The 13226-nt window shown below is 42.8% G+C and carries 11 protein-coding genes; 10 read left to right on the forward strand and 1 reads right to left on the reverse strand.

Translation table 11 applies throughout. The annotated features are described in order from the left end of the window. Positions 1-5 precede the first annotated feature (5 nt). The 7 genes from C900_RS12310 to C900_RS12340 all read left to right on the forward strand — a co-directional run bounded on the left by C900_RS12310 (position 6) and on the right by C900_RS12340 (position 7851). On the forward strand, positions 6-1520 hold the full coding sequence (locus C900_RS12310) for a phytoene desaturase family protein (RefSeq protein ID WP_009580225.1): 1515 nt from the start codon (positions 6-8) through the stop codon (positions 1518-1520). Next, positions 1517-2203: a YdcF family protein gene (locus C900_RS12315; protein ID WP_009580226.1), complete on the forward strand. Its 687-nt coding sequence runs from the start codon at positions 1517-1519 to the stop codon at positions 2201-2203. The genes C900_RS12310 and C900_RS12315 overlap by 4 nt, the downstream gene beginning before the upstream one ends. 439 nt (positions 2204-2642) lie before the next feature. Continuing rightward, on the forward strand, positions 2643-3260 hold the full coding sequence (locus tag C900_RS30605; RefSeq protein ID WP_245558426.1) for a Fic family protein: 618 nt from the start codon (positions 2643-2645) through the stop codon (positions 3258-3260). A gap of 187 nt (positions 3261-3447) precedes the next feature. After that, on the forward strand, positions 3448-5115 hold the full coding sequence (locus C900_RS12325) for a C45 family autoproteolytic acyltransferase/hydrolase (protein WP_040496681.1): 1668 nt from the start codon (positions 3448-3450) through the stop codon (positions 5113-5115). After that, positions 5057-6424 (forward strand): flexirubin biosynthesis putative acyl-CoA ligase FlxY, encoded by a 1368-nt coding sequence (flxY, locus tag C900_RS12330; protein WP_245558427.1) that lies wholly within the window; start codon positions 5057-5059, stop codon positions 6422-6424. Before C900_RS12325 ends, flxY begins: the two co-directional genes overlap by 59 nt. A 23-nt stretch (positions 6425-6447) precedes the next feature. Beyond that, on the forward strand, positions 6448-7071 hold the full coding sequence (locus C900_RS12335; protein WP_040496658.1) for a hypothetical protein: 624 nt from the start codon (positions 6448-6450) through the stop codon (positions 7069-7071). Between the two features lie 150 nt (positions 7072-7221). After that, entirely contained in the window at positions 7222-7851 is a 630-nt protein-coding gene (locus C900_RS12340; RefSeq protein WP_009580233.1) for a hypothetical protein, read from the forward strand. A 304-nt stretch (positions 7852-8155) separates the two neighbouring features. On the opposite strand, the gene C900_RS12345 is transcribed toward C900_RS12340, so the two are convergent. Further along, positions 8156-9379, reverse strand: a complete 1224-nt coding sequence (locus tag C900_RS12345) for an NAD(P)/FAD-dependent oxidoreductase (RefSeq protein WP_009580234.1) — start codon at positions 9377-9379, stop codon at positions 8156-8158. Positions 9380-9655: 276 nt separating this feature from the next. Between C900_RS12345 and flxA the strand changes: the two genes are divergently transcribed. The 3 genes from flxA to C900_RS12360 all read left to right on the forward strand — a co-directional run bounded on the left by flxA (position 9656) and on the right by C900_RS12360 (position 13219). Then, the gene (gene flxA, locus C900_RS12350) at positions 9656-11188 is read left to right on the forward strand and encodes a flexirubin biosynthesis tyrosine ammonia-lyase FlxA (RefSeq protein ID WP_009580238.1); all 1533 of its coding nucleotides are present in this window, start codon (positions 9656-9658) and stop codon (positions 11186-11188) included. 72 nt (positions 11189-11260) lie between these two features. Continuing rightward, positions 11261-11986 carry a flexirubin biosynthesis SDR family reductase FlxB gene (gene flxB / locus C900_RS12355; RefSeq protein WP_009580240.1) on the forward strand — a complete coding sequence of 242 codons (726 nt, stop codon included), beginning with the start codon at positions 11261-11263 and terminating at the stop codon, positions 11984-11986. A gap of 15 nt (positions 11987-12001) precedes the next feature. Beyond that, entirely contained in the window at positions 12002-13219 is a 1218-nt protein-coding gene (locus tag C900_RS12360; protein WP_009580242.1) for a beta-ketoacyl-[acyl-carrier-protein] synthase family protein, read from the forward strand. Positions 13220-13226: the final 7 nt, after the last annotated feature.

Here is a 13226-nt window from a genome sequence, read left to right on the forward strand (position 1 = left end):
AATACATGGAGAAGTTTGACATTGTAATAGTAGGAAGCGGTTTGGGAGGTTTGGAGTGTGGCGCCATTCTCAGCAGGGAAGGATATAAGGTGCTGGTACTGGAAAAGAACAAGCAAATAGGAGGTAATCTGCAGATATTTGCCAGGAATAAGAGAATTTTTGATACCGGTATACACTATATTGGAGGACTTGGTGAAGGGCAGAACCTGAATAAATACTTCCAGTTTTTAGGTATTATGGATGATCTGAAACTGCAGCAATTGGACGAAGATGGTTTTGATGTGATCAGTTTTGAGGGAGATGAAATTGAATACAAACATGGGCAGGGATATGAAAACTTCATCAATATTATGGCCGGCTATTTTCCCGGGGAGCGGGAAGGTATCATCAAATATTGTGAGAAGATCAAAGAGGTTTGTAAAAGCTTTCCCATGTACAACCTGGAGCGAATGAATTCGCATTTGGGAAGCATACCATTTTTGGATGTGAATGCGCGCGATTTTATTGCTATCTGTACGAGCAACAAAAAGCTGCAGTATGTTCTTGCAGGATCTAACCTGCTGTATGCAGGCGAAGGAGACAAAACCCCGCTGTATGTGCATGCCCTGATCATCAATTCATACATAGAAAGCGCCTGGCGGTGCGTAGACGGAGGCTCTCAGATAGGCCGGCTTCTGGCCAGGAAGATCCGTGACAACGGAGGAAAAGTGCTGACGCATGCGGAAGCCAAAAAATTTATCGTGGAAGATAAAAAGGTCAGACATGTAGAGCTGGCAGATGGTCGGACATTTGAAGCGGATATATTTATCAGTAACGCCCATCCGGCAGTTACACTCGATATGATAGACGAAACCTACATCAGGAAAGCCTATAGGAAGCGCATCACCAGCCTCGAAAACTCAGTTTCTGTTTTTATCCTTTATATCGTACTCAAGAAGAAGACCATCAGATACTTCAACTGTAATTATTATCACTTCATCGACCCTGATGTGTGGAAAGGTGTTTCCTACGGGGAGCAGTGGCCCGCCGGTTATGCCTTGTTCACCGGAGCCTCATCGCGCGACAAAGAATATGCTGAAACCATGACTATGATGGCTTATATGGACTACAATGAAACCAAAAAGTGGGAAGATACTTTTAACACTGTTTCAAAAGAATCACCCCGAGGAAAAGAATATGAAGATTTTAAAACAGAAAGAGCAGAACGGATGTTTGATGAGTTGGAGAAGAGGTTTCCGGGCATCAGAGAGCATACTGAAGCTTATTATACTTCAACACCCCTGACGTATCGTGACTATATAGGCACCAAAGATGGTTCATTATATGGTGTAACAAAGGATTACAGAAACCCTATGAAATCATTTATTTCACCAAGAACAAAGATCTCTAACCTGCTGCTGACCGGGCAAAACCTAAATATGCATGGGGTGTTGGGTGTAACTATCGGTGCCATCACCACTTGTTCTGAGATCCTGGGACATGATAAACTGATGGCTGACGTTGCTAAATATGTGAAATGATCCGAAAGTTTTTCAGACATAAGTTTACAAAGATCTTTATAGCCATTCATGTGGCAATATTACTTTTCCTTGTTGGCTTGTTCTTCTACTTTAAAACCAAATCGGGAGATGCTTATAACAAAGCCCTCGCCAATGTTCCATACGATGTTATTATTGTACCCGGATACCCTTTTATGGGTGACAACTGGCATGATATCATGCGCACACGGGTCTACTGGTCGAAGTACCTGATCGAAAATGGCTATACACAGCATGTCATCTATTCAGGAAGTGCGGTGTATTCCCCTTATACCGAAAGCGTGGTGATGAAGTTATATGCAATCGCCCTGGGTATTCCTGCCGATAAGATATTTACCGAAACAAGGGCAGAACACAGTACCGAAAACCTCATTTATAGCTACAGGCTGGCCAGGGCACAAGGCTTTGAGAAAATAGCGCTTGCCACCGACCCGATACAGTCGGTGTTGCTGATGATGTATGCTGAAGATAAAGTCAATGATGTTAAATACCTGCCCATCAGGTATAGGTTGCTGGATTCCGTCTACGAAAAAGATCCCGTTATTGATCCTTCAACAGCCTATGTTGATGATTTTATTGCCCTGCCTGAAAGAGAAAGCTTTTTTGAGCGCCTGCGCGGTACTATGGGCGAGGGGATAGTTTTTGAATCGAAACGGATTAATTAAGATTATGTAGTGATAATATCAAATGATATTATTCGTAGCAAACCAACCATACCCTCATCATCGGGTAAAAAGTGCAAATTAACTTGAAAATGGACTTTTAGCATGTAAAGGAAGTGATGTTTCGAAGTAATCTTTATATTGTGATGGTATCAAATGATACTATCACAATATTATGAAGCCCCCATACTATGTCACTACTGAAATTCTCAACCTGATCTCTTTAATTTCCGAAAAGGTAGGGGAGGTCAAATCTGCTCACCTGACCAAACCTTTGACAGAATTGCGGAAAAAAATAGAATAAAAACCATTCAGTCATCTTTGGAGATTGAGGGGAATACACTTACCGTCAGTCAAAATTACAGATCTTATCAATAATAAAAGAGTATTGGCTCCCCAGAAGGATATTCTGGAGGTTAGGAATGCTATAAAGGTGTATTCAATGATGGATAAATTTGACGCTTTCGATCTCGAATCGCTTTGTAAAGCTCATAAAGTATTAATGAAAGGTTTAGTGGATAATCCGGGGGCTTTGCGGAGAACATCCGTAGGTATCATGAAGGGCGAACATCTCGCACATATAGCTCCTCCTGGAAATATGGTATACCCGCTTCTTATGGACTTGTTTAAATATTTAAAGGATAATAATGATCTGCTGCTTATTAAAAGCTGTGTTTTTCACTACGAATTTGAGTTTATACACCCATTTACAGATGGTAATGGGAGAATGGGGAGGCTGTGGCAAACCATGATCCTTAAAGAATATTCTCCTGTTTTTGAATTCTTGCCTGTAGAAACTCTCATTAAAGAGCACCACAAGAATTACTACCATGCGTTGGCACAATCTGATAAGCCGGGCAACTCAACCATTTTTATCGAATTTATGTTAGAAATGATCAATATTGCTCTTGAAGATTTACTAAAGACACCAAACTTAAATGTTAGAAGTTCGGACCGGATAAACATCTTCAAGGGAATTGTAGGGACTAACTATTTCAGTAGGCGCGATTATTTACGACATAATAAGGAAATTTCTTCTGCTACAGCTAGTGAGATTTGAAGGAAGCAGTTGATAAGGGCATTTTAAAGAAAGAAGGGGATAAAAGAACGGCACGGTACAGGTACATGAAGTAAACCAAACAATGATATAAACTCGCTCCACCACTATGTTCTCTGCGCAAATAATGGTGTCACGAATGTACATTGGCATTACCACACCAGTTTATTTTATTAATTTTGCAGCACTAATGAAGAAGAAACTGAAGATCGGGCTGGGAATCCTGCTGCTGCTGGTAGTACTAGTAGTGGCAACTTACTATTTAAAGGTAAGGATCGAGCCCCCATTACAGGTGCAAGTAGTCAGCACCAATGTTATACAAAAGGCAGCGCAGTTTTATGAATCTGAAAATGGCAGTTGGCTCCGCAAAAATGATAAAAGTGTGTGGGAAATGTCAATTAATGGTACTCCTTACGAGCGTGGTATGGCATTTGGCGCTTTGGCCGAACAACTACAAATGGAGAAGGAAGCAGCCTTCGTTGGAGAAATCAAAAACCGGATCCCTTCCGATGCTTACCTGGGGTTTTTGAAGCTCATTGTAGGGTGGTTTAACCGGGACCTGGATGACTATGTTCCTCAGGAATACCTGCACGAGATATACGGAGCCTCTCATTATATGCCTGATTCATTTGACTTTGTAGCACCAAAGTTTCACCGGGCGCTAAGCTACCATGCCGCTCATGATATTGGTCATGCTTTGCAAAACATGAACCTGGTAGGCTGTACCTCATTTGCTGCGACCGGTCAAAAAACGGAGAACGGAAAACTACTCATAGGTAGGAATTTTGACTTTTACTTTGGTGGAGATTTTGCCAAAGATGTTGTCCTTGCCGTAGTTCGCCCAACGGAGGGGCATCAGTTCATTTCTGTTACCTGGGCCTGCTTTAGCGGGGTGGTTTCGGGTATGAATGAAAAAGGATTAACGGTAACATTAAATTCTGCCAAGTCTGATATTCCCGGTAAGGGAAAAATGCCCGTTTCTCTGATAGCACGGCAGATATTGCAATATGCCTCAAATATCGAGGAGGCTTACGAGATAGCACAGTCGTATGAATCTTTTGTGTCAGAAACCTTCCTTATCGGATCGAAAACAGATGGGCGTGTTGCTTTGATAGAAAAGACCCCGGAAAAGACGGCCCTGTACTCCGAAGATGATGAGGATTTGATCGTTACTAATCACTTCCAAAGTCATGAGCTAAAGAACACGGCTCTCAATCTGGAATATATGGGAGAGGAAGTATCCACCTACCGGTATCAGCGGGTGGCGGAACTGATGGACTCCCTGGCGCCATTGACTCCGGGAAAGGTAGCATATATACTTCGTGACAAGCAGGGTCAGAGTGGTAAAAATATAGGACTGGCTAACGAAAAGGCTATTAATCAATTGCTGGCCCACCATTCTGTTATATTTTCACCGGAAGAAATGAAAATGTGGGTGTCGAGCCCACCCTACCAGCTCGGTAACTATCTGGCTTATGATCTAATAAGCATATTCCAAAACAAAGAAGACGAATTTACCTATACCGACTCCGTCAGCATTGCGCCTGATCCATTTCTGTATACCCATACTTATGAGAATTATGAGCGTTTTGTCACCATCAAAGAGAAAATACAGCGTTTTTTGTACAGGGGAGATGGTGAGAAGATCACGGCTCAGGAGGAGTTGGAAATGGTTAAAAGCAATTCCAACTCATTTTTAACCTATTATTATTTGGGAGATTACTTCAAAGCTCTTGAAGATTGGGAGAAAGCCAAATACTATTACGAAACAGGCTTAACGAAGGAAATTGCGAAGGTGAGTGAAAAAGAGCATATGGAAAACGGATTGGCAGAATGCCGGGGAAACCTCCAGCAATAATATGGAAAAGACTATTCCGCCTATTGAAAAGGCATCATACGTAGAAATTGAAACTTACCAGCTCAATGAACTGCGCAAGGTGCTGCACTATGTGATCGGGCATTCCGCTTTTTATAAAGAGCATTTCAAAAGAAATAATATTTCTCCGGATACTATTCAACGACTATCAGACCTGCAAAAGATCCCTCCGGTCAGCAAACACGACCTGCAAAAACACCAAAAAGACTTCTGGTGTGCACCAACTGACCGGATCATCGAGTACACCAACACTTCGGGTACAGAAGGGGAGGCTTTAACCGTACCGATGACAGAGAGTGATCTTAAGCGACTTGCCTATAATGAAGCCCTCTCACTGGCCTGTGCCGGGGGAAGTAGCAAAGAAATATACCAGCTTACAACAACCGTTGACAGGCGATTTATGGCTGGGCTTGCCTATATACTCGGAGCCCGGGAATTAGGAGCCGGCATGGTACGTGTAGGGCCGGGTATACCCCAGCTTCAATGGAAAACCATTGCTGAAATACAACCAACGGCACTCATTGCAGTACCTTCTTTCCTTTTAAAGCTGATAGATTACGCAGAGTCCAATGACATTGATTACAAAAATGGAAGTGTGAAAAAAGTAATTTGCATTGGTGAATCGATCCGGAATAGTGATTTTTCATACAATGCCCTCGGTCAGCGGATCAAAGAAAAGTGGGATATCCCTTTGTATTCCACCTATGCATCAACAGAGATGGCTACAGCATTTACGGAATGCGATGCGGGCCGCGGAGGACACCTGCACCCGGAGTTGATCATTGCAGAAATACTTGATGATGAGGGTAATCCCGTTGTGGCAGGTGTGGAGGGAGAGCTGACCATCACTACCCTTGGCATTGAGGGATTGCCCCTGGTACGCTTCAGAACAGGAGATATTTGTGCCATGCACACTGAGCCGTGTAGCTGCGGCAGAAATACCGCTCGTTTGGGACCGATTGTTGGCAGAAAGCATCAAATGATAAAATATAAAGGCACCACATGCTATCCTCCAGCTATATTTGAAGTGCTGGATTCCCTTGAAGAAATCATATACTACCAAGTAGAGATCTACTCCAATGAGTATGGAGGGGATGAGGTAATGGTAAGATATAATGCGCAGGAGAGCCTTTTTGAAAAGGCATTGACCGACAGATTTAGAGCCTCGCTACGAGTAACCCCCAAACTTGAACGGATATCACAGGAGACTATTTTATCCCTCGTTTTTCCTGGTACAAGTAGAAAGGCGGTGAAGCTGGTAGATAGGCGGAGTCAGTTGGTTATTAAATAAATAATAATAAACTCATATATAAAATGAACTTTAAAAACCGATTGTTTAGTATTCTTTTTCTATTTTTCTGCTTTACAGAGAGCCTGGCACAGAAGGACCCGATGGTTTTTGATGCCAGGGAAATTGTGTGGTGCGGTCTTGACTATTCTCATGCGCGTTTTATCGGTTCCAAACACTTTGAAGCCCGGGAACTGCCCAGACTGTTTATTGCGTGGAATGATCTTATGCTTTCCGAAAGTGATAAATATAATTTCAAAGAGGCATATCAAAAGGAAATACAGATTAACGACCTGAGTGCTGTAACTGCCAGAAATGCAAAGGTTGATCCGCAGGAAAGATTAATTGATGAACCACACTATTCCATTCCTACTGAAGAGCTTCATAACATCATTGCCGAATACAATTTGGAAAGAGAAGAAGGTTTAGGGTTAGTTTATATTGTTGAAGCGCTGAATAAAAATTTACAGGCAGCTTCTATATATGTTGTTTTCTTCGATATAGCCAAAAAGGAAATACTATGGGCGCTGAAATATAGAGCAGGAGCTGAAGGGTTCGGTATGCGAAACTATTGGGCAAGGCCTATATATGAAATTATTGACAGCAGCCGGTCCACCTATAAGCGAGCTAAAAGAAAGTCCCGGAAATAAATTTCACCAGGTTCCCTCAACGTTCCTATCGCTTTAAGTTAACGGTTATTTGCAAAATGGGTACCCACAAATTTAGCATCTTCAACTATTGCCCTTACTCCATTTTTACTATTTTTGTTTGTCATGAATGTTAAAATAGTAAGTAATAACATGAAAAAACTAACGATTATCATACTGATGGTGCTCGGCTATTCAGTTGCCATTAGCCAGCCTGACCCTAAAGTATTTACTACATCTGATCTCGTTTGGTGCGGATTAGATTATTCAAAAGTAAAATGCATTGGCCCCGATGGATTTAACGATCCTTATGCCATTAAAGAGCAATTTTTCAGATCCTGGAACCACTTGATGCTATCGGAGAGCGATAAATACAATTTTAAAGAAGCCTACTTAAAAGAAAGCCAGACCAATGATCTGAGTGTGGTGATGGAAAGAAACACACTTCCCAAAGTGGCTGATCTGGTGATCTATGATTCCTATTCCATTCCTGAAGAGGATTTGCAAAGCATCATTTCCACCTATGAACTGGAAAATGCACAGGATGGCCTGGGACTGGTATACATCATGGAAACACTCAATAAGAATACCCAGCATGCCTCTATGTACATGGTTTTTTTCGATATCGCCAGCAAAGAGATCCTGTGGAGCAAAAAGTACATTTCAAAAGCTGGTGGTTTCGGCTTCAGAAATTATTGGGCGAGAACTGTGTACGAGACAATAAAAGCCAGTGGTGATGATTACAAGGCTGCTTATAAATCTTTTAAAAGGTCATCGAAATAATTCTCAGTTAACCGCAGAGGTACGCATAGAGGAATACAATCCATTCCTTCTGCGTTCTCTGCCGTCTAAAAAATTATACAACCCTGCCTGGCGCAACTGTTAAGCGAATTAGCGTCACTTGTGCCTTGCTATAATTTCAGTCTTCAGACTGAATTTTACAACTCTCAAAACAAGAGCAATGGATTTTGAAAATTGTAAATTTATAATCACTCTGAACGTTTATCAGAGCGAAAGGCATTGCACCGTATTATAAATTGATAAACTTTTCCCGATTTTCTGGCTTTCTCGTACACCTCGGTTAAACCTAAACAACCCTTGCCAAACTCGTAATTGCCCGCTTGTGCTTGCTCACAAAAGGATTATCCAGATCCCATACATAACCGGCCAATACCGAGCATATCTGCCTTCTCATTTCAGTATTGGGGTTTTGGCTGAAAAAGATCCTTTGCAGGTCGCCATCATACCAGGCGGTGATAAAGGTTTTAAATACGTCCACTCCCCTTTGTATGTATTCAGAGTATTCTTTTTGCCAGTTTACCGCCTCACCTGATAGTTCCTTCGATACCAATTCGGCCGCCAGCGCCCCTGACTCCGTAGCGAAGGTCACACCAGAAGAAAACACGGGGTCGAGAAATTCGGTGCTGTTGCCGGTGAGGACAAACCTGTGGCCATAGTGCTTCTTCACAGCCGCTGCATACCCGGTTATTCTTTTAGGAGGGAATATCAATGAACAGTTCGTAAACCTTGATTTTAAAGCGGGGATCTCTTCTACCCATTGTCTGAACTGTGCCTCATCATCACCGGAAAATTGATTTACACCTTCAATGTCACCAACAATGCCTACCGAATAAGTGCCATCTGAAAAGGGTATAACCCAACCCCAGATGTCTTTAGTATATACTAGAATGATAATCTTTTCTCTCTCCTTACCTACAATAGGCTCTACCGGCCTCAAATGACAGAAAAAAGAGGTTCTTTCCGGGAAATCAGAGGGCTTATCCAGGTTGAGGAGGCGGGGCAGCACACGCCCATAGCCGCTTGAGTCGACAATAAACCTGGCCTGTATGTTGTATGTTGAACCATCAGCTTTAGAAATAGTTGCATTGGCGTGCTTTTCATTAAAATCAACGGCAGTAACTGCTGAGCCATGCTCTACTTTAACCCCCATGCGCTCCACTTCCCTGGCTAGTAAGTGGTCGAAAGCGCCTCTTTGTACCTGCCATGTCCAGCCCCATCCTTCTGAAAATTGATTTGAGAAATCAAATTCACAGGTTTCATGGCCGTCAGCGAAAATAGCACCCAGCTTTTTCTGAAAATTTCCTTTTTCAATAGCCTCAATAAAACCAGCTTTTTCCAGATTATGCATACATCTGGGAAGCAGACTTTCGCCAATTACAAACCGTGGAAATTGCTGTTTTTCTACAATTTTCACATGATAGCCGTTCTTATTAAGAATTGATGCCGCTACTGTGCCGGAAGGACCCGCTCCTATCACCAACACATCCACACTTTCAAGGTTCTTCTCCATTTTTGGAAACTAAATTAATATTCCAGTAGTTGATTTGATTGTTTGTTGCTAAAAAGACTGCTATACTTGATTTAGCAGCCGAGTTTTTAAGTAAACATTTTATAAAAATAAAGAATCCGAAAAGTAATGTTTTTTCCGGGAATCTTTACCACCCATAAAAAATATCTTATTAAAATTCTTATATATTTTGCTTAATATGCCCATTATGACTTGTTTTGTGACCTTAGACGTAAACTCAGATTTACGTGGTTTAATTTTTTTCAATCCTTAGATTATATGGTGCGCATTGGTTTTGCTTCGCTGGAGCTTGCAGACTTCGAAAGGGTAATATTTGGGAGGGAGCCGCTGGAAATAGAAAAGAGCACATTTGAAAGAGTAAACAAGAGCTTTAATTTTCTTCAGGAGTTTTCGAAAGACAAGATCATCTATGGCATCAATACGGGTTTTGGCCCTATGGCGCAGTACAGGATTGAAGAGTCGGAGCAAAAAACTCTACAGTATAACCTGATCAGAAGCCATGCTTCGGGGTTTGGAAGCCACCTTTCCTCTTCCTATGTAAAAGCCTCTATGATCGCCAGGCTCAATACTTTGTCTTTGGGATATTCAGGGGTAAACGATTCGGCCATCAGTGTACTGAGAGATTTGATCAACAACGATATTACTCCGCTAATATTTGAACATGGCGGTGTGGGTGCCAGTGGAGACCTGGTACAACTTGCACACCTGGCCCTGGTGATGATAGGTGAAGGGCAAGTGGAGTATAAGGGCGAGGTTAAGCCCACCACGGAGGTTTTCGGCCAGTTAGGCATTCAGCCGATGCGGGTATCACTCCGTGAAGGCCTTGCGGTAATGAACGGTACCAGTGTAATGACGGGTATCGGCATCATTAATTCTATATATGCAAAAAGAGCTGTAGAGTGGTCGTTGATGGCTACCATTATGATCTGCGAAATGGTAGATGCTTACGATGATTATTTTTCACCTGAATTAAACAAGGCGAAAAAGCACATCGGGCAGCAAAAAGTAGCAGAGATAATCACTTCTCATCTGTCTGAAAGCAAGTATATAAAAAAGCGTGAGCAGCAACTATATCGAAGTGATGTGCAGGAAAGGGTGATGAAGAACAAGGTGCAGGAGTATTATTCCATACGCTGTGTTCCGCAGATCGTGGGCATTATCCTGGAAACGGTAGAGGAGTGTCAGAGGTTATTGGTGGAAGAGGTAAACTCTGCCAACGACAACCCGATTGTGGATGTTGAAAACAACAATGTCTTCCACGGGGGTAATTTCCATGGTGATTATGTGTCTTTTGAGATGGACAAGCTAAAAATTGCCATCACCAAACTGTCGATGCTGGCGGAAAGACAGCTCAATTTTCTGATGAATCCTAAATTGAACGATCTGCTTTCTCCTTTTGTTAACCTCGGCAAACTGGGATTAAATTTTGGTATGCAGGGTGTGCAGTTTACGGCTACCTCCACTACGGCTGAGAATCAGATGCTTTCAAACCCCATGTATATACACAGTATTCCGAATAATAATGACAATCAGGATATTGTAAGCATGGGCTCCAACTCAGCCTTATGTGCAAAAAAAGTGATCGACAATACTTTTGAGGTGCTGGTGATCGAATTGATCAGTGTCGTTCAGGCATTGGATTATCTAAAAAAGACCGAAGGCTTGTCACCTCAGAGCAAGATATCGTATTCAAACATTCGGAGTGTCATTCCTCAGTTTAGCAAAGACTATCCTATCTATCAGGACATGCAGAAGTTAAAGAAATACATGATGGCAAACTCCCCTTTTTAAGGTTTTTGGATAATTATTGGAAGTGAAAAACCATATTGATAAATTGCAAAATATTTTTAAAAATCAAATGCGATGAAGTACGCTTTAGTGACGGGCGGGTCAAGAGGTATTGGTAAGGCTATTTGTTTAAACCTGGCTGAGCAAGGTGTTCATTTAATTATCAATTACACCTCTAATGAAGACGCTGCGAGGGAAACTAAACAAGCTGTAGAAGCGCATGGAGTAGAGGCTGAGCTGCTTAAATTCAATGTTTCAAACCGGGAGCAAGTGCGGCAGGTGCTGGGGCAATGGCAGAAGGACAATCCTGATAAAGAGATCCATATATTGGTGAACAATGCAGGGATCAGAAAAGATAACCTCATGCTGTGGATGAAGGACGAAGAGTGGGATAGCGTACTGAATGTGAGCCTGGGGGGCTTTTATAATGTAACTCGTGAAGTGCTGCCCGAGCTGATCAAGCGAAAGGGCGGGCGTATTATCAATATCGTATCACTTTCCGGACTCAAAGGGCTGCCGGGTCAGACAAACTACTCATCGGCCAAAGCCGCTGTGATAGGGGCTACGAAAGCATTGGCTCAGGAAGTGGCTAGAAGAGGTATAACCGTAAATGCAGTAGCACCGGGGTTCATCAGCACTGATATGACTGAGGATATAAATGAAAAAGAGCTAAAAGCACTGGTGCCCATGCGCAGATTTGGTACGCCCGATGAAGTGGCAGCAGTTGTCGGCTTTCTTGCCTCACCAGGTGCGTCATATGTTACAGGAGAAGTTATTTCACTCAATGGAGGTCTATATTAAGGCTAATATAATTCTATGGGAAGGGTAGTAATTACAGGAATGGGTATATACTCTTGCATCGGTCAAAATCTTGACCAGGTGAAGGAGTCGTTATATCATGGTAGGTCAGGCATTGGGATTGATCCCGAGCGCACTGCACTGGGATTCAGGTCGGCCTTGACGGGAGTACTTGAAAAACCTTTGCTGAAGGAACAGCTTACCAGGAGGCAGCGCATAGGCCTGGCCGAACAGGGTGAATATGCTTATGTAGCCACTATGGAGGCGCTTCGAATGGCTGGTATGAGTGCAGAACTGCTGGCTGAAGATCAGGTGGGTATTATCTATGGCAACGACAGCTCGGCAAAACCCTGTATCGAGGCAGTGGATCAACTGCGGTTAAAAAATGATACCACACTGATTGGCAGCGGTTCGATCTTCCAGTCGATGAACTCAACTGTGACCATGAACCTGGCCACCATTTTCAAGCTGAAAGGCATCAACTTCACCGTAAGTGCCGCTTGTGCCAGTGGTTCCCATGCTATTGGCCTGGGTTATATGATGATCAAGAGCGGCATGCAGGATAAGATCATCTGCGGAGGAGCCCAGGAGGTCAACTTTCATTCCATGGGTAGCTTCGATGGATTGGGTACCTTTTCTATGCGTCAGGATACGCCAGCCGCGGCATCCAGACCTTTCGACAGAAGCAGAGATGGGTTGGTGCCTAGTGGTGGTGCTGCTACCGTAATTCTTGAAAGCTACGAATCCGCTCAAAGGCGTGGAGCTAAGATCTTGGGTGAAATAGTTGGCTATGGATTTTCTTCCAATGGAGACCACATTTCGGCACCTAACGTGGAGGGTCCGGCTCGCTCTCTGGAGATGGCCCTGCAGCAGGCAAAAATGGATCCTCGCGAAATTGAATATATTAATGCACACGCTACCTCTACTCCTGCAGGCGACCTTAACGAGGGGAAAGCCATCCTCAATGTGTTTGGCAGTCATCAACCATACCTGAGCTCTACTAAATCTATGACAGGCCATGAGATGTGGATGGCAGGAGCCAGCGAGGTGGTATATTCGATGATCATGATGCACAACGGATTTATAGCTCCGAATATCAATTTAAAAGACCCTGAAGAGGAACTAAAGGATTTAAACTTTGCGTTTGATGTGATCGATAAAGAATTTAATATATTTTTGTCGAATTCTTTCGGATTCGGAGGCACCAACTCCAGCCTGATCATTAGGAAAATTTGATAAAACA

It is taken from the genome of Fulvivirga imtechensis AK7 (assembly GCF_000331535.1).
GTDB classification, from domain to species: Bacteria; Bacteroidota; Bacteroidia; order Cytophagales; family Cyclobacteriaceae; genus Fulvivirga; species Fulvivirga imtechensis.